This is a genomic window from Glycomyces xiaoerkulensis (assembly GCF_002798405.1).
Classification (GTDB): domain Bacteria; phylum Actinomycetota; class Actinomycetes; order Mycobacteriales; family Micromonosporaceae; genus Glycomyces; species Glycomyces xiaoerkulensis.
In genome coordinates this window covers 245555-268145 of sequence record NZ_PGGV01000037.1, presented here as the reverse complement: position 1 = coordinate 268145, position 22591 = coordinate 245555, and the positions used below count along the sequence as shown (strand labels likewise).

General features: G+C 69.4%; 18 protein-coding genes. 12 read left to right on the top strand and 6 right to left on the bottom strand.

The window, feature by feature from the left end; genetic code table 11:
• The first annotated feature begins 8 nt into the window (after positions 1–8).
• The 7 genes from CUT39_RS17555 (at position 9) to pknB (ending at position 9103) form a co-directional block, all read left to right on the top strand.
• The gene (locus CUT39_RS17555; RefSeq protein ID WP_100448747.1) at positions 9–731 is read left to right on the top strand and encodes an FhaA domain-containing protein; all 723 of its coding nucleotides are present in this window, start codon (positions 9–11) and stop codon (positions 729–731) included.
• Between the two features lie 81 nt (positions 732–812).
• On the top strand, positions 813–1292 hold the full coding sequence (locus CUT39_RS17550; RefSeq protein ID WP_100448746.1) for an FHA domain-containing protein FhaB/FipA: 480 nt from the start codon (positions 813–815) through the stop codon (positions 1290–1292).
• Positions 1293–1316: 24 nt separating this feature from the next.
• Complete coding sequence (locus tag CUT39_RS17545) at positions 1317–2600, top strand: PP2C family protein-serine/threonine phosphatase (protein WP_100448745.1); 1284 nt, start codon at positions 1317–1319, stop codon at positions 2598–2600.
• Between the two features lie 49 nt (positions 2601–2649).
• Positions 2650–4350: an FtsW/RodA/SpoVE family cell cycle protein gene (locus tag CUT39_RS17540; RefSeq protein WP_100448744.1), complete on the top strand. Its 1701-nt coding sequence runs from the start codon at positions 2650–2652 to the stop codon at positions 4348–4350.
• The gene (locus CUT39_RS17535) at positions 4347–5807 is read left to right on the top strand and encodes a penicillin-binding transpeptidase domain-containing protein (protein ID WP_100448743.1); all 1461 of its coding nucleotides are present in this window, start codon (positions 4347–4349) and stop codon (positions 5805–5807) included. The genes CUT39_RS17540 and CUT39_RS17535 overlap by 4 nt, the downstream gene beginning before the upstream one ends.
• A gap of 40 nt (positions 5808–5847) precedes the next feature.
• Positions 5848–7110, top strand: coding sequence for a serine/threonine-protein kinase (locus tag CUT39_RS17530; protein WP_157930787.1), 1263 nt, complete (start codon positions 5848–5850; stop codon positions 7108–7110).
• Positions 7111–7180: 70 nt separating this feature from the next.
• Positions 7181–9103, top strand: a complete 1923-nt coding sequence (gene pknB / locus CUT39_RS17525; RefSeq protein ID WP_198587249.1) for a Stk1 family PASTA domain-containing Ser/Thr kinase — start codon at positions 7181–7183, stop codon at positions 9101–9103.
• 99 nt (positions 9104–9202) lie between these two features.
• Here pknB and CUT39_RS17520 read toward each other — a convergent pair whose 3' ends face one another.
• From CUT39_RS17520 to CUT39_RS17495, 6 genes are read right to left on the bottom strand one after another with little or no spacing between them, the layout of a single operon-like run.
• A complete protein-coding gene (locus CUT39_RS17520; protein WP_100448741.1) occupies positions 9203–10987 on the bottom strand; it encodes an ABC transporter substrate-binding protein in 1785 nt (594 codons plus the stop codon).
• Entirely contained in the window at positions 10984–11172 is a 189-nt protein-coding gene (locus CUT39_RS17515) for a hypothetical protein (RefSeq protein WP_100448740.1), read from the bottom strand. Before CUT39_RS17515 ends, CUT39_RS17520 begins: the two co-directional genes overlap by 4 nt.
• Positions 11160–12215 carry an ABC transporter ATP-binding protein gene (locus CUT39_RS17510; protein WP_100448739.1) on the bottom strand — a complete coding sequence of 352 codons (1056 nt, stop codon included), beginning with the start codon at positions 12213–12215 and terminating at the stop codon, positions 11160–11162. The genes CUT39_RS17515 and CUT39_RS17510 overlap by 13 nt, the downstream gene beginning before the upstream one ends.
• On the bottom strand, positions 12208–13281 hold the full coding sequence (locus CUT39_RS17505) for an ABC transporter ATP-binding protein (RefSeq protein WP_100448738.1): 1074 nt from the start codon (positions 13279–13281) through the stop codon (positions 12208–12210). Before CUT39_RS17505 ends, CUT39_RS17510 begins: the two co-directional genes overlap by 8 nt.
• Before the next feature lie 5 nt (positions 13282–13286).
• Positions 13287–14192, bottom strand: a complete 906-nt coding sequence (locus tag CUT39_RS17500; RefSeq protein ID WP_100448737.1) for an ABC transporter permease — start codon at positions 14190–14192, stop codon at positions 13287–13289.
• Positions 14189–15292, bottom strand: a complete 1104-nt coding sequence (locus tag CUT39_RS17495) for an ABC transporter permease (RefSeq protein WP_100448736.1) — start codon at positions 15290–15292, stop codon at positions 14189–14191. Before CUT39_RS17495 ends, CUT39_RS17500 begins: the two co-directional genes overlap by 4 nt.
• 392 nt (positions 15293–15684) lie before the next feature.
• On the opposite strand from CUT39_RS17495, the gene CUT39_RS17490 reads away from it, so the two are divergent.
• The 5 genes from CUT39_RS17490 (at position 15685) to CUT39_RS17470 (ending at position 22586) form a co-directional block, all read left to right on the top strand.
• Positions 15685–16908: an NADP-dependent isocitrate dehydrogenase gene (locus tag CUT39_RS17490; RefSeq protein WP_100448735.1), complete on the top strand. Its 1224-nt coding sequence runs from the start codon at positions 15685–15687 to the stop codon at positions 16906–16908.
• A 186-nt stretch (positions 16909–17094) separates the two neighbouring features.
• Entirely contained in the window at positions 17095–17832 is a 738-nt protein-coding gene (locus tag CUT39_RS17485) for a phosphocholine cytidylyltransferase family protein (RefSeq protein ID WP_100448734.1), read from the top strand.
• Positions 17832–18881: an iron-containing alcohol dehydrogenase family protein gene (locus CUT39_RS17480; RefSeq protein WP_100448733.1), complete on the top strand. Its 1050-nt coding sequence runs from the start codon at positions 17832–17834 to the stop codon at positions 18879–18881. Before CUT39_RS17485 ends, CUT39_RS17480 begins: the two co-directional genes overlap by 1 nt.
• Positions 18868–20145, top strand: coding sequence for an ABC transporter permease (locus CUT39_RS17475; RefSeq protein WP_232805808.1), 1278 nt, complete (start codon positions 18868–18870; stop codon positions 20143–20145). The genes CUT39_RS17480 and CUT39_RS17475 overlap by 14 nt, the downstream gene beginning before the upstream one ends.
• 269 nt (positions 20146–20414) lie before the next feature.
• On the top strand, positions 20415–22586 hold the full coding sequence (locus CUT39_RS17470) for an acyltransferase family protein (protein WP_157930786.1): 2172 nt from the start codon (positions 20415–20417) through the stop codon (positions 22584–22586).
• Positions 22587–22591 lie beyond the last annotated feature (5 nt).

The window sequence follows — 22591 nt, the reverse complement described above, 5'->3', positions numbered from 1 at the left end:
GATAACCGGTGAGCGTTCTGCAACGCTTGGAAAAACAACTGGAGGGCCTGTTCGAGGGCACCTTCAACAAGATGTTCAAGGGCGTTGTGCACCCGGTCGAGATCGCCAGCGCCATGCAGCGCGAGGCGGAGACCCACAAGGCCGTGCTCGCCGGGGGCCGAGTGCTGGTGCCCAACCGCTACGTCATCGACCTCTCGCCGCCCGACCACGACCGCCTCGCCCCCTACGCCGCGGCGCTGGCCCAGGAGCTGGCCCAGTCCCAGGCGGAGTTCATCGGCGAGAACGGCTGGACCGTCTACGGCGACGTCATCGTCGAGATCGAGCGCGGCGAGGGCCTGGACACCGGCATGTTCCGGGTGACCGCCGAGGTCGCGGCCCTGAACGAGGGCGCGGACCAGTCGCAGCCGGTCTCCGGGGGCGGCGGCTACGGCCCGTCCCAGCAGCCGGCCCCGGCCGGTCCGGTCCTGGTCGCCGCCGACGGCCGCCAGTTCACCGTCGCCCACGGCGCCACGGTGATCGGCCGCGGCGAGCAGGCCCAGATCCGCCTGCCCGACGTGGGCATCTCGCGCCGCCACGTGCAGGTCGACTTCGACGGCCGGCAGGTGTCGGTGACCGACCTGGGCTCGACCAACGGGACCCTGGTCAACGGCCAGCGGATCACCACCGTGAGCATGCAGCCGGGCGACGTCATCCAGATCGGGACGACCTCCCTGACCCTGCAGGCGGGCTGACCGGGCGCAGCTCACCGGGCCGGTCGTGTCGCCGTGGGCTACCGTGTTCGGGACCGATCTTTTGTCCGCTGGGAGCGCAGCATGCCTGAGATAGTCCAGACCGTCGCCCGCTTCGGTTTTCTGGTGCTGCTGTGGCTGTTCGTGTTCGCGGCGGCCCGGACCGTCACCAGGGACCTGATGGCGCAGCGACGCCCGGCCCCCGCCGGCGGCCCGGGCGGCCCGTCTCAGGCCCCGCCCACCGCTCCCGGCGGCGGGCAGCGGCCCGCGCAGGCCGCCAAGTGGCTGGTGGTGACCTCCGGAGAGCTGGCCGGGCGGCAGTTCGTGCTCACCGGGCAGCCGATCTCGATCGGCCGGGCCCCGGACTCCACGATCGTCATCCGCGACGACTTCGCCTCCAACCGGCACGCCCGCGTGGTCCCCGCCGAGGGGCAGTGGGTGGTCGAGGACCTGGGTTCGACGAACGGCACCTACCTGGGACGCGCTAGAGTCTCCAGACCGACCCCGGTGCCCCTGGGGGTCCCGATCCGGATCGGGCGTTCATCATTCGAGCTGCGGGCCTAGTGCCACGCTACGGCGGTTGATTACATGAGTTTGCACCTGCGATACGCGGCCGTGTCGGACCGAGGCGTGGTGAGGCAAGGCAACCAGGACTCGGTCTACGCCGGCCCGCATTTCCTCGCCGTGGCCGACGGCATGGGCGGCATGGCCGCCGGCGACCTGGCCTCGGCGATCGTGATCAACACGGTCGCCAGGCTCGACGAGCCGCCGCCGGAGGAGTCGGTGGCCGACGAACTGGCCGACGCCGTCTCCGAGGCCAACCGGGCGATCCGGCGCATGGTCGCCGACGACCCCGACAAGGAGGGCATGGGGACCACCCTGACCGCGCTGTGGTTCGACGGCGAGTGGTTCAACATGGTCCACATCGGCGACTCGCGCGCCTACCGGATGCGCGACGGCGGCTTCGAGCAGATCACCGTCGACGACACCTACGTGCAGATGCTGGTCGACGAGGGCCGCATCACCGCCGAGGAGGCCGAGCGGCACCCGCAGCGCTCGCTGCTGCTGCGCGCCCTGGGCGCCTCCGAGGTGGAGCCGGCGTTCCAGACGATCAAGGGCGTCGCCGGGGACCGCGTGCTGCTGTGCTCGGACGGGCTGACCGGTCCGGTCTCCGACGCCGACATCGCCCTGACCCTCCAGAGCGCCGCCGGCCCGGCCGAGGCGGTCGAGTCGCTGATGACCCAGGCGCTGGAGGCGGGCGCGCCCGACAACGTGACCGTGCTGATCGCCGAAGTGGTCGACGGCGACCCCGGCGAGCAGGCCACCATCGTCGGCGGTGCGGCCGCCGACGCCCGCCTGGCCGACGCCGACACCGCGATGCTGCCGACGATCAAGCGCGAGAGCACCGACGAGGAGGAGGACGAGGAGGTACCGGAGGCGGAATCCGGCGAGACCGGCCGCCCGGGCGGGCGCCGCTCCGGCCGCGTCTGGCGCACCCTCCTGGCCGTGCTCCTCGTCCTGGCCCTGGTCGCCGCCGGCGGACTGTGGTGGATCCGCGGCCAGTACTTCATCGGCGTCTCCGACCAGGGCAACATCGCCGTCTTCCGGGGACTGCCGACCGAGGTCGCCGGCGTCCAGGCCGCCTGGCTGGAGGTCGAGTCCGACCGCTCGGCCGAGGACGCGGTCGAGGCCGTCCGCGCCGACCTCGACGAAGGCATCGTCACCGACGGCGGCCTCGAGGACGCCGAGGCGGCGCTGGCCGACCTGATCGACGCCTCCCCGGCCAACGACGACCTCCTGCCCCTGTGCTCCTCAACGGACGACGTGACCGACCCCGTTCCCGCGTCTGCGCAGGACTGTCGGGAGGACTGAGCGCGCTCAATGTAGGCTCGCACCGTCATCCGAGACGCGAGGGGGACTGATGGCCCAGCCGATGTCGGCCACCGCTCGGCCGAAGGGACCGTCCGAGACGCCGCTCACGCCCCTGTCGGGCATGCCGAGGCGCAGGGCCCGCCAACTGGCGCTGATCCTCCTCGGCGGCTGCATCGTCCTGGCACTCCAGATCGCCGTCGACATGGCCGTCAACGACGGTCGGCCCACTACCACCACCTTCGCACTGCCGGCGGTCATCCTGGCGGTCGCCCTGGCGGCCTGGGGCCTGACGGCGGCCTTCGCCCCCTACGCCGATCCGCTGTTCGTCGCCATCGCGGCCCTGATCACGGGGATCGGCATCGTCCTGATCCGCCGGCTGAACTACACCTACAGCGAGAACGCCATCGACGTCGACGCGGGCGTGTTCGCCGGCGTGGGCGGGCGCCAGCTCCTCTACCTCATCGTCGGCGTCGTCCTGTTCGGCGTCTTCCTGGCGGTCGTGCGCGACCACCGCATCATGCGCGGCTACGCCTACATCCTGCTGTTCGCCGGCATCGGCCTGGCCGCGCTGCCGGGCTTCCTGCCGTACTCGATCTCGGGTTCGGACGGGTCGAAGAACTGGATCCGGCTCGGGCCGTTCTCGATGCAGCCCAGCGAGTTCGCCAAACTGATGCTGCTGATCTTCTTCGCCGTCTACCTGGTGCGCAAGCGCGATGTGCTCGGTGTGGCCGGCCCGCGGCTGCTCGGCGTCCAGTTCCCGCGCCTCAAGGACCTGGGCCCGATCGTGATCGTATGGGCCGCCAGCCTCCTGATCCTGGTCTTCGAGCGCGACCTGGGGACCTCGCTGCTGCTGTTCGGAATGTTCCTTTCGATGCTCTACATGGCCACTCGGCGCGTTTCCTGGATCATCATCGGATTGACGCTGTTCCTCGGCGGCTGCGTGGCGATCTTCCCGTTCTTCTCCCACCTCCAACTGCGGGTGCGGATCTGGCTCGACCCGTTCAACCCCGAATACGTCGACGGCCAGTCCTATCAGTTGGTGCAGAGCCTGATCGGCATGAACGACGGCGGCCTGCTGGGCAACGGCCCCGGCCAGGGACGCCCCGACCTGCTGCCGGCGGCCGAATCGGACTTCATCCTCGCGGTCGTCGGGGAGGAGGCCGGCCTGATCGGCCTGATGGCGATCCTGGTGCTGTACGCGGTCTTCGTCCAGCGCGGATTCAAGACCGCGGTCATGTCCCGGGACCTGTTCGGCAAGCTCCTGGCCGGCGGTCTGGCGTTCTCGGTGGCGTTCCAGTTGTTCGTGGTCTGCGGCGGCATCACCGGGCTGATCCCGCTGACCGGCCAGACCACCCCGTTCCTGGCGATGGGCGGCTCCTCGCTGGTGGGGAGCTGGCTCATGTGCGCGATGATGGTGCGCGTCTCCGACGACGCCCGCCGGCCCTGGCAGGTCTCCTACGGACTCCAGAAGACCGAGGCCCCGCCGGAGTTCCTGGCCGAGCAGGCCGCCAAGCGCGCCGCCGCGGAGGCGGCCAGGGCCGAAGCCGCCGGCGTCGGCACCGACGACCAGGTGCCCGGCGGTGACCAGCCGACCCAGATGATCATCTCCTCCGCGCCCGGCGGCGACGGCGGCGGGCCGGCCCCGACCGGCTCGCCCCCGCGGCCCGACCCCTCCCCGCCGCCGGAGGGATCCCCCTCGCCGCCCGAACCGCCCCGCACTTCGCCTCCCGGGAAGGATCCGCGCCAGTGAACCCCGCTCTCCGCCGCTCCGGTGTGGTCGCCCTCGTGCTGCTGGGGGTGCTGCTGGCCCAGGTGACCTGGGTCCAGTTCTTCAGCCACGCCGACTACGAGGCCCACGACGACGGCCGGACCCTGTTCGAGGAGTACGAGGTGCCGCGCGGCAAGATCCTGGCCGGCGAGGTGGTCATCGCCCAGTCGCTGGAGACCCCCGAGGACTCGGCCTTCGACTACCAGCGCGACTACCCCGAAGGCGACTACTTCGGCAACATCACCGGCTTCAAGTCGATGTTCCGCGGCTCCAGCGCCGTCGAAGAGGCCGAGGACGAGGTCCTCAACGGCTCCAGTCCGCTGTTCTTCCTCGACGAGGTCAGCTCCACCTTCACCGGCGAGGAGCGGCTCGGCGGCGACGTCCACCTCACCCTCGACCCCGACCTCCAGAAAGCCGCCTACGACGCGCTCGCCGCCACCGGGGCCAACGGCGGTGCGGTCGTGATCGACCCGCGCACCGGCCGGATCCTCGCCCAGGCCTCGCACCCGGGCTGGAACCCCACCGAGGTCTCCTCGAACAACTTCGACTCCTCCACGGCAGCTTGGGAAGAACTGATCAACGACCCGGACAACCCCGGCGAGGACCGCACCCGCGCCAACTGGTTCCCGCCCGGCTCGACGTTCAAGACCATTGTGGCCGCCGCGTTCATCGAGAACGGCGGCGACGCCGACACGATGGTCCCGGCCGGCAACAGCTACACCGCTCCCGACACCGAACACGAGATCCGCAACGCCTCCGACCAGTGCCCCGAGGACGAACTGCCCTTGATGGAGGCGTTCGCCCGCTCCTGCAACACCACCTTCGCCCGGCTGTGCGTCGAAGAACTCGGAGAGGACGACGTCCTGGACACGGCCGCGGCGTTCGGTTTCGGCGAGGAGTACGAGACGCCGCTGCCGACCACCGCCTCGGTCACCGGCGACATCAGCGCCGAGGCGTTCCGCGCCCAGGCCTGCATCGGCCAGCAGGAGGTGCGCGAGACCGTCCTGCAGAACGCGATCATCGCCGCCACCATCGCCAACGGCGGCGAACGCATGGAACCGCAACTGGTCGACCGGATCACCGGCCCCGAAGGCGACACCCTCGAACGGCGCGGCGAGGACTCCGCCGGGCGGGCCGTCTCCGGCTCCACCGCCGAGCAGATGCAGGAGCTGATGGAGGCGGTCGTCACCGGCGGCACCGGCGGCAACGCCCAGGTCCCGAGCCGCACCGTCGGCGGCAAGACCGGCACCGCCGAGCACAGCGAGGGCGCCGACGGCTCCGAGGCCGACCACGGCTGGTTCCACGGTTGGGCGATGGACGAGGGCGGCGAGCCGGGCGTCGCGGTCTGCGTCTTCCTCGACTCCTACGGCAGCGGCGGGTCCTCCAAGGCCGCAGAGATATCCGGCGACCTCATGGAGCGTGCGCTTGGCGGCGAGTGACTAGACTGGTCGTCGACCCCCGGAGTAAAAGGAGCACGCCGTGTTGAGCCCCGAAATGCGCCTCGGGCAGCGCTATCGCCTGATAGAGCGCATCGCCGTGGGCGGTATGGGCGAGGTGTGGCGCGCCGAGGACACCGTCCTCGAACGCCAGGTCGCCGTCAAGGCGCTGCTGCCCGCCCTGTTGAACGAGCCCGGATTCGCCAAGCGGTTCGCCGCCGAGGCCAAGACCGTGGCCGCCCTCACCCACCCCTGCATCGTGGGAGTCCACGACTACGGCGAAGCCCCCCTGCCCAGCGGCGACAGCACCGCCTACCTGGTCATGGAGTACGTCGAAGGCCGATCGCTGTACGACCTGATCTCCCAGCGCGGCCGGCTCGACCCCTCGGAGCTGATGCCGATCGTCGGCGCGGTCGCCGAGGCCCTCGGCCACGCCCACGACCACGGCGTCATCCACCGCGACATCAAACCGGGCAACATCCTCGTCCGCGACCGGGACGGCCGGGCGGTCCTGACCGACTTCGGCATCGCCCGATCGGGGTCCTCGGGCGACCTGACCGCCACCGGCGCGGTCATGGGCACGGCCTCCTACATCGCGCCCGAGCAGGCCGAGGGCACCGGGGTGCTCCCGGCCTCGGACATGTACTCCCTCGGCGTGGTCGCCTACCACGGCCTCACCGGGCAGCGGCCGTTCGACGCGGAGAACCCGATCGAACTGGCCCTCCACCACGTCCGCACCCCGGCCCCGCCGCTGCCGGACGACCTCCCGGCGGGCGTGCGCGCCTTCGTGGAGCGGGCCATGACCAAGGACCCCGTCCAGCGCTTCGGCACCGCCGCCGAGATGGCCTCCGCGGCGCGGGCGGCGCTGACGGCGGGCCCGCCGACCTCGCTGATGAACGCGCCTCCGGCGGCCCCGCCGAGCGCTGGCGTGGTCGGCATGGGCGGCCCGACCGCCGCGGTCGCCGAACCCGGGCCGCCGCAGGGCCGCCCCGGCGAGGTCAATCTCGGCGCCCCGGCGGCTGCGCCGCCAGGCAGAGGTGTGAGCGGGACCCTCCTCGGGGCACTCATAGGTGTGGTGGCGCTGGTCCTCGCGGGCGGTATCGTGTGGCTGCTGCTGCTGAACGCGGACGGTGGCGAATCCGGGAGCGGAACCGAGGACACGGTCACCGAGGACAGCGGCGAGGAAAGTACACCCGAGGAGGAAACCGAACCGCCGGAGACGCCGTCAGATCCTCCGAGTGACGACGAGGGCGGGCCGCCCGGGCACGAATGCCTGGATCCGGATTCCGACCTGTGCGAAGGATAGCGACCTAGCGGGTCAGCGGCTGCGATTAGAATCGATCCGCGATGAACGGAACACGAGGACGAAAACAGCGATGACGACAGAGCCCCGCCTGCTCGGCGGCAGATACGAGATCGGCGAGGTCATCGGCTACGGGGGGATGGCTGAAGTCCACCGCGGCCGCGACCTGCGTCTCGGCCGCGACGTGGCGGTGAAGCTCCTGCGGGCCGACCTGTCCCGCGACGAGTCGTTCCTCGTGCGCTTCCGCCGGGAGGCCCAGAACTCCGCCTCCCTCAACCACCCCAACATCGTCGCCGTCTTCGACACCGGCGAGGAGCACGGCGTCCCGTACATGGTGATGGAGTACGTCAACGGCCGGACCCTCAAAGAGGTGCTGACGGCCCAGGGGCGCTTCGACCACGTGGACGCCTGCGAGATCGTCGGCGACATGTGCTCGGCGCTGGACTTCAGCCACCGGCACCACATCATCCACCGCGACGTCAAGCCCGGCAACGTCATGCTGTCGGAGACCAACCAGGTCAAGGTCATGGACTTCGGCATCGCCCGGGCGCTGGCCAGCGGCCAGGCCACCATGACCCAGACCAGCGCGGTCATCGGCACCGCCCAGTACCTCTCGCCCGAGCAGGCCCGCGGCGAGACCGTCGACGCCCGCAGCGACGTCTACGCGGTCGGCTGCGTCCTCTACGAACTGCTGGTGGGGCACCCGCCCTTCACCGGCGACAACCCCGTCTCCGTGGCCTACCAGCACGTCCGGGAGGACGCCAGGCCGCCCTCGGAGCTCAACCCCGCCATCCCGGCCGCGGTCGACGCGGTGGTCATGAAGGCGCTGGCGAAGAATCCCGAGAACCGCTACCGCTCGGCCGGCGAGATGCGCGAGGACCTCATCCGCGCCGCCCGCGGCGAGCGGGTGGGCGCCCCGATGGTGATGGGCGCCGACGCCCGCACACAGGTCATCGGCGCCGGCGCGACCGAGCGGATCGCACCCATCGAGTCGCGCCGCGACGGGAAGAAGCCCTGGCTGGTCGCCCTCGGGGTGATCGCCGCGCTCGCGCTGGTCGGGCTGGCCGCCTTCGGCATCCTGCGCGCCATGGAGCCGACGCAGGTGGCGGTGCCCGAGGTGATCGGCGAGAGTCCGGAGGCCGCGACCGAGATCCTGGAGGCCGAGGGCCTGGTCGTGGGCGAGATCGAGAACCGGGAGGCCGACGACCCCGGCGACGACCGCATCGATACGGTCGTCGACCAGGATCCGGGGGCCGACCGGGAGGTCGAGGAGGGCTCCGAGGTGACCCTCACCGTCCTGCGGGATCCGGACGAGGTCGAGGTTCCGGACGTGATCGGCGACCACGTCGACGAGGCGACCGAGGAGCTGGAAGGCGACCGCTTCGAGGTCGATGTCAACGAGGTCGACGACACCGCGCCCGCCGGCGAGGTCCTGGGCCAGGACCCCGAGCCCGCCGAGATGGCCGATCTGGGGTCGACCGTGACGCTCACGGTCTCGGCCGGCGGCCAGGCCACGGTCCCGGACGTCGTCGGCTCGCTCCTGGAGGTCGCGGCCGACGAGGTCGAGGCCGACGGCTTCGCCTACGACGTCGTCTGGGGCGACGAGGGCAGCACCGTCGGCGTGGTCTACCGCCAGGACCCGAGCGCCGACTCCACCAACGCCGAGGGCTCGACCGTGACCCTCTACGTCCAGGGCATCGTCGTCGAATGGCAGCCCGAGACCACCCCGGAGGAACTCCGGACCTCCCTGGAGGGCGAAGGGCTCTCGGTCACGGTCGAAGGCGACCCCGAGGGCGAGGTCATCGAGAGCGTCTCCGGCCCCGACGGGGAGCTGTCCAGCGGTGACGTGGTGGCGCAGGGCGCCGAGATCACCATCACCGCCAGCGACGGCGGCGGAGGCGGCGGGGGCGACCCCACTGACGAGCCGACCGATGACGAGTGCCCGATCACCAACCCGACCTGCGACGAGGACGACGAAGGCGACGACGGGGGATAGACGCGAACAGACCCCGCGGGATGATTCCCGCGGGGCCCTCCCCGTCACCTCGAGCCGCGCCGACCCGCCTCGGTGCTCGCGCGGCTCGAAGCCTGGTTCCTAAACGGGTTCGATGGCGCCCTCGAGGATGCGCAGCATGACCGGGTTGTCGAAGTAGACGTCGTTGAGCTCGTACGGGCCCGGTCCGACCTCCTCGGCGCGGACGCCCTCGATGGCGTAGGTGACGCGCTGGTTCAGGTACAGCGGCAGGCGCGGCAGGGTCTCGTTGAACACGATCCCGAGCGTCTTGTTGGCCTCGGCCTGCTCCTCCTCGCTGCCCTGCTGGGCCTGGAGGTACAGGTCCTCGACGTTCACCGTGCCCAGCGACTCGGTCTCGACCTCGCCGGTCGGCACGCCCATGCCGGGGGCGTCCTCGGTGCCCGAGTTGTCGGTGAACCAGGCCATCTGCCAGGAGCCGTAGACGTAGGGCACGAACGGGTTGCCCCAGTGGCGCACCGCGATGTCGAAGTCGCCGGCGCCCCAGATGCCCCAGGGGTTGTCCTCGGGCACGTTCTGGTACTCCACGTTGATCCCGAACTCGCTCAACTGCGAGGCCGCCTGCTCCCCGGTGAGGGTGAAGTCGGTCCAGCCCTCGACGCCGATCAGCGTGTACTCGGCCAGGTCGCCGTCCGGCTTGTGCCAGCCGTCGTCCTCCTTGGTCCAGCCGGCCTCCTCGAGCAGCTCGGTCGCCTTGTCGTGGTCGGTGGCGTAGTACTCCAGCTCGTCGTTGCCGAACAGGTCCTCGCTGTGCGGGTCCGGCAGGCCCGAGTAGGTGGCCGGGACGTAGTAGCCGCCGCCCCCCTTGGCGATCTCGCCGATGACCTCGGTGTCGAAGATGTACATGAACGCCTTGCGCACCAGCACGTCGGCGAATTCCTCGTGCCGGCCCTGGTTGAGCATCAGGCCGATGCCGTCGAAACCGGGCGTGGAGATCTCCTTGAGGCCGTCGACCTTCTCGATCGTCTGCCGGTCGGTCGCGCCGAGCACGTTGGTGCAGTAGTCGATCTCGCGGCTCAGCAGCATCTGCACCGAGGCGGGGTTGTCGCCCTTCTGGATCTCGAAGGTCGCGAACTTCACCTGGTCGGCGAACAGGCCGTCCTCGTGGACGTCCATGGTCACCACGGTCTCGCCGATCTCGGCGAACTTGTAGGCGCCGCAGGTGATGAACTCCTCGTCGAGGAAGTCCTCGGCGGCGATCTTCTCCGACAGCGCCGACTGCTCGTCGTCGCCCTGGATCACGCCGGAGGCGACCAGCTCCTCGGCCTCGTCCATCCAGTCGCCGTACCTGGACCGCGGCAGGACCTGAACCTTGAGCGCGCCGTGCTCGACGCCCGGGAACGCCGCCGAGTAGCTCACCGTCACCGTCGTGTCGTCGTCGGCGGTGGCCGACTCCAGCTCGTCCCAGCCGACCGTCCCCTGCCCGGCGTTGAGCTTCTGCAGGTAGATCGTGCCGGTCACGTCCGCGGCGGTCACGTCGGTCCCGTCGGTCCACTTCAGGCCCTCGCGGAGCTTGACGGTCAGGGTGGACCCGTCGAGCGACACCGACTCGGCCAATTGCGGGATCCACTCGTTGGTCGACCAGTCCAGCAGGGCCGGCCGCGGCATGAACAGCTCGGCCGCCGGCGAGGAGGCCAGCAGGGCGGCGTTGTTGATCGCGGCGTTGTAGTGCTGCGTCGTGGTTTCGAAGGGGTAGACGTAGATGAACTTCCCACTGGCGTCGCCGCCGTCGTCGCCGCTGTCGGCCTGGCAGGCCCCCAGGACTCCTGCGGCGGCGGCTCCGCCGGCACCGAGGCCGACCGCCTGCATCAGCCGGCGGCGTGAGAACTCTATGGTTTGAGAGGTCATCGCCTCTTCCTTTCCGTGTAAAGGGCGAATAGGGAGATGAGGATGAGGAACACCCCGAGAGCGACCGTCAGGGTCGTGACGGTGAACTCCGCAGTCCCCGTGGGTAGGTAGAGCAGGAGCAGGAGGGCGCTCGCGGTCAGGAAGACCCCGGCCCCGAGCCCCGCCCGCGCGATCAGGCCGACCATGTGGTCACCTGTCCGCCTCCGTCACGGCGAGCCGGACGGCCGTGACCTCGATCGGTCCGCCCGTGGTCGCGGGCGACCACGTGGCAGGCCAGACGCCGACCGCCCACGGGCTGGAGCGGCGGGGCGTCCGCATCGCACAGCCCGCCCTCGAAGGCGGGGCAGCGCGGGTGGAACGTGCAGCCCGACGGCAGATCGGTCAGGCTCGGGATCTCGGCCGACCGCAGCGTCGAGACCGCCCGGTTGGACCGGGCCAGGTCCGGGTCCGGCTCGCACACCGCGCCGATGAGGGCCTTGGTGTACGGGTGCTGCGGATCGCCGATCACCTGCGGGGTGGGGCCGTGTTCGACGACCTTCCCCAGGTACATCACCGCGATCTCGCCGTCCCAGGCGAAGTACTTGGCCACGGCGAGGTCGTGGGTGATGAACAGGAACCCGACGTTGAGTTCGTCGCGGAGTCGGCCGAGGGTGTTGAGCAGGCTCACGCGGATCGAGACGTCCAGCATGGAGGTCGACTCGTCGCAGATGAGGAGCTCCGGGTTCATCGCCAGCGAGCGCGCGATGTTGACGCGCTGCCGCTGGCCGCCCGAGAGCTGGTGCGGGTAGGAGTCCAGGTAGGACGCGGGCGGGGTGAGGTCGACGAGTCGGAGGATGTCGGCGGCGCGCTCCCGCGCCTCGCCCTTCGACTTCACCAGCCGGTGGCGCCGCAGTCCGGCCGTCAGCGTGGAGTAGACCGTGCGGGTCGGGTTGAGTGCGGCGTACGGGTCCTGGTGGATGTACTGGACGGCCCGGCGGTAGGTGAAGCGCTCCGCTGCGTCCATCTGGGCGACGGTCTTGCCGCGGAAGGCGACGCGCCCGGCGGTGGGCCGGGTGAGCCCGGCCGCGGCGCGGGCGGTGGTGGTCTTGCCGCAGCCGGACTCGCCGACCAGGCACAGCACCTTGCCGGGCTCGACGTCGAGGTCGATGCCGCCGACGGCGGGGACCTTGCCCTTCTTGGTGTCGAAGACCTGCTCCAGGCCGCTGAGCTGGAGGATCGGATCAGGCATTGGTCGCCTCCCCTTCGGTGGAGCTCGGGAGCCGGGCGCCGGTGCCGCCGTCCAGTCCGACTCGGTCGTGGTGCAGGCAGGCCGCCGCGTGCGTCATACCCTCGGGCCGCTCGGCCAGGACGTCGAGGGCGACCGGGGCGAGCTTGCACTCCTCGGTCGCGAGCGCGCACCGCGGATGGAAGGCGCAGCCGGGCGGCATCGCCTTCAGGCTCGGCGGGTAGCCGGGGACGGACTCGAGGGCCGGCCGGTCGCCGTGGACGGGCATGACGGCGTTGATCAGGCCCGCCGTGTAGGGATGCTTCGGGGAGTAGAAGATGTCGCGGGCCGATCCGGTCTCGATGATCCGGCCGGCGTACATCGTGGCGACCCGGTCGGCCAGCTCGGCGGCCAGTCCGAGGTCGTGGGTGATGAACACCATGGTGAAGCCGAACTTGCCGCGCAGCTCGTGGAGCTGCTGGACGATCTGCCGCTGCGTCAGCAGGTCCAGGGCGGTGGTGGGTTCGTCGAGGACCAGCACCTGCGGGTCGAGGGCGATCGCCAGCGCGATGAGCGCGCGCTGCTTCATGCCGCCGGACAGCTCGTGCGGGTAGGAGGGCAGGACCCGGTCGGGGTCGAGCCGCACGGTCTCGAGCAGCTCCCCGGCCTTCCGCTCGACCGCCCGTTTGGTCCAGCGCTTCCGGTCGGCGTGGTCGCGCAGGGTGTCGGCGAAGTGGTCGAAGATCCGGGCGACGGGGTTGAAGGCGTTCATCGCGCCCTGGAAGACCATGGCGGCCTGGTTCCAGCGGAAGCGCCGCAGTTCCTCCTTGCCCATGCCCAGCAGGTCGGCGTGGGAGCCGTCCTTGAGCCGGTAGAGCAGGGTCCCGGAGGTGATCCGGCCCAGTTTGGGCAGCAGCCGCAGCAGGCCGAGCCCCAGGGTGGTCTTGCCGCAGCCGGACTCGCCGACCAGGGCCAGGGACTGGCCCTGGTAGAGGTCGAGGTCGACGCCGCTGACGGCCGTCACCGACTCCTTGCGGCCGGTGCGGTAGGCGATCTCGAGGTCGCGGACGCTGAGAATCGGGTCGTTCACGGGTCTCACCGCTCCCTCAGTCGTGGGTTGAGGGCCTGGTCGAGACCGCGGCCCATGGTGACCAGCCCGATCGTGAACAGCACGATCATGACCAGCGGGGTGATGACGTACGGCAGCGCGACCGGGTTGAGGTAGAAGTTGTCGCGCCAGGAGATGTGGATCATCAGGCCCCAGTTGGGGGTGCGCGAGGGCATCAGCCCCAGGACGTAGAGCCCGACGATGGCGTAGATGGCCTGGTTGACGGCGATGACGAAGTTGACGAAGATGAACCCCGCCATGTTCGGCAGGATCTCGCGGAACACGATCCGCGGCGCTCCGAGGTTCTGGAGCCGGGCGGCCTCGACGAATTCGCGCTCCTTGAGGCTCATCACCTGCGCCCTGATGGAGCGGAACAGGAACGCCCACATGGTGGAGCCGACCACCATCGCGATGCCCCAGGGCGGGATGTTCTCGAAGAACGCCACCACCGAGAGCATGAGCAGGAACTGCGGGATGGTGACGGTGACGTCGGTGAGCTGCAGCAGGATCGAGTCGAGGCGGCCGCGGAAGTAGCCGGCGGCCGAGCCGAGCGCGACGGCGATGGTGACCGACATGGTGGCGGCCAGGGCCCCGACCCAGATCGGTTCGGAGCCGGAGTTGACCAGGATCTTGAAGGTGTCCTTGCCCTCGTACTGGGTGCCGAGCCAGTGCTCGGAGGAGGGCGAGAGCCAGATCTTGGTGATGTCGGTGGGGTTGTCCTGGTCGATCAGGAGCGGTCCGAGGAAGGAGAACAGCACGATCGCGAGCACCAGGAGGCTCCCGGCGAAGCCGGCGGGGGAGCGGGTCAGGCCCGTCCAGATCTGGCCGAGCGCGCTCGCCCGGCCTCGCCTGCGAGCGCCGGGCCGGCGGGTGTCGGTGGACTGGTCGGTCACTGTCGCGCCTCCTCGTCGGCGGTCTTGATCCGGGGGTCGACCTTGCTGAGCACCAGGTCGACGGTGAGGCTGGCGATGACGACCGAGGTCGCGAGGATGATCACGGTCGCCTGCACGACCGGGTAGTCGCGGCTGCCGATGGCTTTGATGAGCATCTGGCCGACGCCGGGGTAGTCGAGGATCTGCTCGATGACGATCGAGCCGCCGACGAGCGTGCCGAGGGCGAGCGCGATCTGGGGGATGACCGGCAGCAGCGCGTTGCGGCCGACGTAGGAGCGGCTGATCCGGCCGGGGGTGAGACCGCGGGCCCGGGCCACGGTCACGTAGTCCTCGGTGAGGACCTCGGTAGTGGCGGCCTTCATGTTGAGCATGAACGAGCCGGTGGCGGTGAAGGAGAAGGCCAGGATCGGCAGGATGGCGTGGTAGAGGGCGTCGCCGATGAACACGGCGTTGAAGCCGGGCTCGACCCCGGCCGAGACGCGCCCGCGCATCTCCAGGAACGGCAGGACCTCCAGGACGGTGTAGCCGACCACGACCACGGCGGCGATGAGTATGTAGTTCGGCACCGCGGTCAGGAAGGAGCCGACCGAGGTCATGACGTGGTCGAAGGCCGAGCCGCGCTGGTAGGCCATGGCCATGCCGATGAGCAGACCGCACGTGACCGCCAGCGTGATGCCGGCGCCGACGGCGAACAGCGTCCAGGGCAGGTACTCCATGACGTACTCGAACACCGTGCTGCTGGGGTTGGTGAGCGAGTTGCCCAGGTCGAAGGTGACCAGGCCGCCCAGGAAGTCCAGGTACTGCTGCCAGAGGGGGGCGGCGGTGTCGTACTGGATGAGGTTCTCGGCGGTGGCCAGGGCCTGCTCGTGCGACATGCCGGCGCTGTTGAGCCGTCCGGCCATGATCTGGATCGGGTCGCCGGGCATGAAGTGCATGAGCAGGAACGTGATGGTCGCGACCAGCCAGATCACGAAGACCGATTGGCGGATGCGGCGGAAGGCGTAGGAGTTCCATGCACGCCGGAGGCGGCGGGGGACGGCCGGGCGTCGGCGGCCCGGGCCGGAGGCCTCCGTCGGCGGGGGTGCGGTTGGTGCGGTCAACGGCACTCCTTCGTGCGTGAGCTGAGGTACGGCTTGCAAACGTGCCGTGCAGGGATGTAGTCGCGAAACAAACTGGAAAGAATGTTTCTAGTTAACGAACTTACATGTGGCCGGCGCCGCACGCCAGCCCTGAGACGGAATCGTTACGTTGCGCCCGCGGGAGCGTTTCCCCTGGTCTGCCGGACGGGCAGGGGTCGACGGTAGCCTTTCGGACGAGCCGGGGCGCCGCGGTCGTATGAGGCCCGGCCGCGTGTCGGCTGTGATGATCGCCTCCGGGACCGGCCTTCGGGACCGGGGTCCACATCCAGTACGCTCGTACTGTTAGTAATTGCGCGCCAAAGCCGCACCCGAGCGGCGCGGAGCCCGCAGCGCCGAGGAGAGGTATCGAACCCATGGCCAAGATCAAAGTTCAGGGGCCGGTCGTCGAACTCGACGGCGACGAGATGACCCGCATCATCTGGAGCAAGATCAAAGAGGAGCTCATCCACCCCTACCTGGACGTGGACCTGAAGTACTACGACCTCTCCATCCAGTCCCGCGACGCCACCGACGACCAGATCACCGCGGACGCGGCCAACGCGATCGCCGAGCATCACGTCGGCGTCAAGTGCGCCACCATCACCCCCGATGAGGCCCGCGTCGAGGAGTTCGGCCTCAAGAAGATGTGGCGCAGCCCCAACGGCACCATCCGCAACATCCTCGGCGGCGTGGTCTTCCGCGAGCCGATCATCATGAACAACGTGCCGCGCCTGGTACCGGGCTGGACCCAGCCGATCATCATCGGCCGCCACGCCCACGCCGACCAGTACAAGGCCACCGACTTCAAGGTCGACCGCCCCGGCACCCTGACCGTCACCTTCCAGCCCGACGACGGCACCGAGCCGATGGAGTTCGAGGTCGCCCGCTACCCGGAGGGCGGCGGCGTGGCCATGAGCATGTACAACTTCAAGAAGTCCATCGAGGACTTCGCCCGCGCCTCCTTCCGCTACGGCCTGGCGCGGAACTACCCGGTTTACATGTCCACCAAGAACACCATCCTCAAGTCCTACGACGGGATGTTCAAGGACACCTTCCAAGAGGTCTTCGACGCCGAGTTCAAGGACCAGTTCGAAGCCGCGGGCCTGACCTACGAGCACCGCCTGATCGACGACATGGTCGCCGCCGCGCTCAAGTGGGAGGGCGGATACGTCTGGGCCTGCAAGAACTACGACGGCGACGTCCAGTCCGACACCGTCGCCCAGGGCTTCGGCTCCCTCGGCCTCATGACCTCGGTGCTCATGACCCCCGACGGGCGGACGGTCGAGGCCGAGGCCGCGCACGGCACCGTCACCCGCCACTACCGCCAGCACCAGGCCGGCAAGAAGACCTCCACCAACCCGATCGCCTCCATCTTCGCCTGGACCCGCGGCCTGGCCCACCGCGGCAAACTCGACGGCACCCCCGAGGTCACCGGATTCGCCGACGACCTCGAGCGCGTCGTCATCGACACCGTCCAGGGCGGCCGGATGACCAAGGACCTCGCCCTCCTGGTCGGCGACGGGCAGGACTGGCAGACCACCGACGAATTCCTCGACACCCTCTCGGAGAACCTGGCGAAGAAAATCGCGGCCGCCTGAGTGAGCCCCGTAACTCCCGAACCCCAGGCTCGTTGAGTGGAGTGCGGTGCGTGAGAGCGGACCGTCCCTTCCCAGTTGGAGGCCCCAGCCGGCGTGCTTCACAGCACGGTCGGCCGGGGCCTCCCCCCTTGCCGGGGCTGTAAACTGAGCCCGCTATCTAGAAAGACGAGCGGAAGGCACACCAATTTGAGAGGCGTCATCCTCGCCGCCGGACAGGGGCAGCGCCTGCGCCCCGACACCGACGAGCTGCCCAAAACCCTGCTGCCGCTCTCCGGAACCACCACCATCCTCGACACGATCGTGGCCGGCCTCGCCGCCGCCGGCGTCACCGACCTCGCCGTCACCGTCGGCCACGCCGCCGACAGGATCCGCGACCGGCGCCCCCACCTGGAATCCCGCCACGGCGTCGACATCACCATCGTCGACAACGACCGGCCCGACTGGAACAACGCCTACTCCCTGTGGACCGCCCGCGACCACTACCGGGACGGCGCGATCCTGGTCAACGGCGACACCGTCCACCCCCACAGCGTCGAACAGGCCCTCCTCAGCGCCGCCAACGACCCCCCGCGGCTCCTGCTCGCCCTCGACGACCACAAGCGCCTCACCGACGAGGCGATGAAGGTCCGCGCCGGCGCCTCCGGCGTCGAACTCATCCACAAACGGCAGCCGATCGAGACCGCCGCCGGCGAGTACATCGGCGTCAGCCTCATCCCCGCCGCCCTCGCCGACGACCTCACCAAGGCCCTCGAGACCACCTACACCCGCGACCGGGGCCTCTACTACGAGGACGCCTACCAACTCCTGGCCGAACGCGGCCAGATCGGCACCGTCTCCATCGGCGAAACCGACTGGACCGAGGTCGACGACCACGCCGACTGGAACGCCGCCAAGACCGTCTACGCCGCCATGGGCGGGCGCTAGTGCCGCTCCTCGCCCGCACCGTGCTGGCCCCGCTGGCCGTAGAGGTCGCGGCGGGCGCCCTCGCGCGACTCCCCGAACTGCTGGTCGACACCCGCATCTCCTCGGGCGGCCGCGTCGCCGTCGCCCTCGGGCCGGGCCTCGGCCCCGAGATCGCCGACCGCCTCGACCTGCCCGACGCCGTCGTCCACACCATCAAACCCGGCACCCTGGCCAGCGCCCACGAACTCGCCGCGAAACTGCGGGACGACCGCGTCGACGCCCTGGTCGGCATCGGCGGCGGACGCCTGATCGACACCGCCAAGTACGCCGCCACCGAACTGGGCCTGCCGATGGTCGCGGTGGCCACCAGCCTCGCCCACGACGGGATCGCCTCGCCGGTGGCGTCCCTCGAACGCGAGAACGCCACCATCTCCTACGGCGTCCACACGCCCCTGGCGGTCCTGGCCGACCTCGACTACATCCGCCGCGCCCCCCGGGCCCAACTGCGCTCGGGCGTCGGCGACGCCCTCACCAACCTCTCGGCCACCGCCGACTGGCAGTTGTCCCACGAGGTCAACGGCGAGGCCGTCGACGGGCTCGCGCTGGCGATCGCCCGCACCGGCGCCGAAGCGGTGCTGCGCCACCCCGGCACCGTCGCCGACGACGGCTTCCTGTCCACGCTCGCGAACGCCCTCGTCCAGGGCGGCCTGGCGATGGGCATGGCCGGCTCCTCGCGCCCCTGCTCGGGCGGCTGCCACGAGATCGCCCACGCCCTCCAGGCCCGGCACCCGGGCCTGGTCGGCCACGGCGAGCAGGGCGCGATCGGCGCGCTGTTCTGCACCTGGCTGCGCGGCGACAGAGCGCTGTTCGCCGAACTGGCCGCGGCCATGGACCGGCACGGGCTCGCCCGGACACCCGGCGAACTCGGCCTCACCTTGGACGAACTCACCGCCGCGATCGAGTACGCTCCGAGGACACGGCCGGGCCGTTATACGATTCTCGAACATCGTGAACTGGATTCGGTGGCGATCAGCCGTCACCTCACGGAGATGATGCATGAGCTCGTTTAGCCCGTACCCCGACGGAGTCTCCGGCAACAATCCCGGGGATCGCGACGGGACGAACCCCGACGCTCCGAATCCGCAGGGCGGCAATCAGCCCGGGTCGACGAGCTCGGGCTCCGCGGCATTCGCGAGCCCGCCGCCGGGTGGTCCCCAGCAGTACGGAGGCCCCGGATACCCACCGGCGCAGGGCCAGGCCGGCCACGGCGTCCCGTACGGACAGCAGGCCCAGAGCCCGCACGGCCAACCGCCTCCGCAGCCGCCCCAGGGGCCGCCGCCGGCCCCGTACGGCTCCGACTTCGACCGCGACATGCCGATGGCCGGCCGATCGCCGATCCGACGCAACCTCGACGACACCGCCGAGCTGCCGGCGTTCCTCGATTCGGCGATGAGCGACGAGAGCCCGAACGGCGGCGCGCGGCCGCCCGATCGCGGCGGGAGGATCCGCAAGTTCCCGCTCACGACCGGGTTCACGGCGCTCCTGCGCCACCGCCACTCCCTGTCGGTCCTGATCCGGCGCGACCTGGCGGTCAAGTACCAGTCGACGTTCATGGGCTACATCTGGTCCCTGATCGAGCCGCTGGGCCTGGCGCTGATCTACTGGCTGGTCTTCGGGGTGGTCCTCGGCCGCTCCGCCGACATCCCCGGCGATGCCGGCTACGCGCTGTACATCGTCGCGGGCATCTTCGCCTGGCAGTGGTTCACCTCGGCCATGAACGAGGGCGCCAGATCCCTGGGCGGGCAGTCCAATCTGATCACCGTGATGAAGGTCCCCCGGGAGGTCTTCCCGATCTCGAAGGTCTTCGCGCGGTTCGCCGAGTACGTCGTCGGCTTCCCGATCCTGGTGGGCGTCGCCGTCTTCTTCGGCGGCATCTTCGGATGGAACCTCTTCTGGCTGCTGCCCGCGATCCTGATCCAGGCGATCATGCTCTCGGGCGTCGTGTTCATGCTCGCGGCCGGGAATGTGCTGTACAAGGACGTGCAGCGGTTCCTTTCCCTGTTCGTGCGGGTGCTGTTCTACAGCTCGGCCATCATCTACCCGCTCAGCCGCGTCGAGAAGGCGCTGGAACACCACGAACTCGAATTGGCCTATACCATCTTCACCTACAACCCGCTGGTGGTGCTGTTCCAGTTGCACCGGGCGGTCTGGATCCCGGGCCTGACCCCAGGCTGGGATCAGATCGGTGGGGCGTTCGGGTTCTCGGTCTTCCTGATGTTCTTCGGCCGCTGGATCTTCTACCGACTCGAACCGCGGGTTCTCAAGGCCCTCTAAAGGGTCTGGTCAGGCAGCCGGGCTCCGGCCACCGTCGCGGGCCGGAGCATGTCTGACCGGCGCAAGCTTTGTACGATGGTGAACACGACTCGACTTGCGTCCCAGGCCGCGTCGCACCCGGACTCCGGTACCCTCCCGGCCGTGCCGGACCGGATCGCCGTCACCCGGCATTCCGCCCCGTAGATGGAGAGAGCAGCCTTATGACCTCGCCCCAGTCTCCGAGGCCCCATGGCAGGGCGTCCACGGGGGCCGGGCTCGACGAGGACACGGTGCATCTCCCTCTGGCCGCCCCAGAACCGGCCTCGGGCTCCCGCCGGGCCATGCCCGGCCCTTACCCTGAGCGCCCCCCGTTCCAGCCCCCGCCACCACCGTCGGCGGGAGGCCCGCCGCTGCCGGAGCGCTGGGAGGGCACCGGCTTCCGCCCCGACGTCCAGGGCATGCGCGCGATCGCGGTGATGCTGGTCCTGCTGTCCCACGCCGGCTTCGGTTTCGCCTCCGGCGGATACGTGGGCGTCGACGTCTTCTTCGTGATCTCCGGGTTTCTGATCACCTCCCTGCTGATCAAGGAGGTTTTCGACACCGGCACGATCTCGCTGGTCGGCTTCTTCTCCCGCCGCGCCCGCCGCATCCTCCCTGCCGCCACCGTGGTCACCATCGCGACCGTCATCGGTGCTTGGCTCTGGTTCCCGATCACCCGCTTCGAGGAGGTGATGCGGGATGCGTTCACCGTGATCGTCTACGCGGTCAACTATCGCTTCGTCGTCGAGAACACCGAGTATCTCAACGCCGACGCAATGCCCACGCCGTTCCAGCAGTACTGGTCGCTCGCCGTCGAGGAGCAGTTCTACCTCGTCTGGCCGCTGTTGCTACTCGGTGTGCTCCTACTGGCGAAGCGCATACCGCGCCAGGCACTCAATCTCGCCATCGGCGTCATCGCCGTAGTCTTCGTGCTCTCCCTCATCACTTCGGTCCTCGTCACCGAGTCTTCCCAGCCGACCGCCTACTACGCCACCCACACCCGCGTCTGGGAGCTGGCCGGCGGCGCTCTAATAGCACTGACTCTTCCCGTATGGCGCACGGTGCATCAGGCCCTCGCCCTCATCCTCGGTCTGGCGGGCCTGGCCGCCGTGATCGGCGCGGCCCTCCTCTACGACGAGTCGACCTCTTTCCCCGGTTACGCCGCGCTGCTTCCGGTGCTGGGCACTATGATGCTCATAGTCGCCGGCACTGGCCGAGGTGCGAATGCGGTCTCCACTCTGCTCGCGACCGGGTCGTTCCAGTTCGTCGGCAAGATCTCTTACAGCCTCTATTTGTGGCACTGGCCGATCCTGATCCTCGCGCCACTAGGGCTCGGCGTCGAGTCCTCGAACCTGCTCAACGTGATCCTGCTGGCCTGTACATTCGCAATCGCGCAGCTCTCCTACGAGTACATCGAGACCCCGATCAGAAACGCCGGGCTCCTCCGCACTCACCACTTCTACGGCATCGCTACCGGTGTCCTCTGCTCAATCCTCAGCATCGCCATGGTCCTCACGCTCACTCTCGGCTTCTCCAGGGCCTCCGACGACGGCATCGACACCGACCTGGCCACTATTGAGGAGACCGAGTCCTCCGAGGAGCTCGAGCGGAGCCTCAGTGAGGGCCTGGAGATCGACAAAGCTCCCCACGACCTGACGCCGTCGCTGACGAATGTCGGGGACGACAAACCGCTGATCTATGACAGCGACTGCCACCTCGAATTCGAAGAGATCGCACCGCCGGACCAGTGCGTTTTCGGCGACGCCGAGTCGGACACGACCGTGGTGCTGTTCGGCGACTCACATGCTGCACAGTGGTTTCCCGCGCTCGATTCACTCGCGGCTGAACACGACTGGCGGCTGGTGCCACGCACTAAGAGCGCATGCACCCCAGTGGACGTCGCAGTGGAGAATTCGCAGTTGCAGCGCGAGTACACAGAATGCGAGGAATGGCGCCATCGCGTGTACGACGAGCTCGATAAGGTACGGCCCACACTGGTGGTCGTCAGCGCCTCTGACGGCGCTCCGACACTGGACTCAAGCAATCGGAACTGGGAGAACGGCTGGACGACCACGCTCCAGCGGCTGACTTCAGCGGCGGAACACGTCACCACGCTCACCGACACCCCTCGCACCACCGGAATGGCGGCCCCCGAGTGCATCTCGCTCCATCTCGAATCTCCCTCGCAATGCATTGAAACCGATCCGTACTCGATAAAGGATCTGGAACGCCGGGAGATCGGAATCGAGATCCAGGAATCGCACGGCGCCACCGTGATCGACGTCGTCGACTGGTTCTGTTTGGACAGTCGTTGCCCACTGATCGCCGACAATCTACTGATCTATCGTGACACCCACCACATCAGCACGCCGTACTCGAAATCGTTGGCGACTCTGCTGCATCAGAGGTTGCCGGAGCTGTAGGTACA

Excerpts from the sequence above, each read along its gene's own strand:
- CUT39_RS17550 (WP_100448746.1), top strand. The coding sequence starts at position 813 with ATGCCTGAGATAGTCCAGACCGTCGCCCGCTTCGGTTTTCTGGTGCTG.
- CUT39_RS17545 (WP_100448745.1), top strand. The coding sequence starts at position 1,317 with ATGAGTTTGCACCTGCGATACGCGGCCGTGTCGGACCGAGGCGTGGTG.
- CUT39_RS17540 (WP_100448744.1), top strand. The coding sequence starts at position 2,650 with ATGGCCCAGCCGATGTCGGCCACCGCTCGGCCGAAGGGACCGTCCGAG.
- pknB (WP_198587249.1), top strand. The coding sequence starts at position 7,181 with ATGACGACAGAGCCCCGCCTGCTCGGCGGCAGATACGAGATCGGCGAG.
- CUT39_RS17520 (WP_100448741.1), bottom strand. The coding sequence starts at position 10,987 with ATGACCTCTCAAACCATAGAGTTCTCACGCCGCCGGCTGATGCAGGCG.
- CUT39_RS17515 (WP_100448740.1), bottom strand. The coding sequence starts at position 11,172 with ATGGTCGGCCTGATCGCGCGGGCGGGGCTCGGGGCCGGGGTCTTCCTG.
- CUT39_RS17510 (WP_100448739.1), bottom strand. The coding sequence starts at position 12,215 with ATGCCTGATCCGATCCTCCAGCTCAGCGGCCTGGAGCAGGTCTTCGAC.
- CUT39_RS17490 (WP_100448735.1), top strand. The coding sequence starts at position 15,685 with ATGGCCAAGATCAAAGTTCAGGGGCCGGTCGTCGAACTCGACGGCGAC.
- CUT39_RS17475 (WP_232805808.1), top strand. The coding sequence starts at position 18,868 with ATGAGCTCGTTTAGCCCGTACCCCGACGGAGTCTCCGGCAACAATCCC.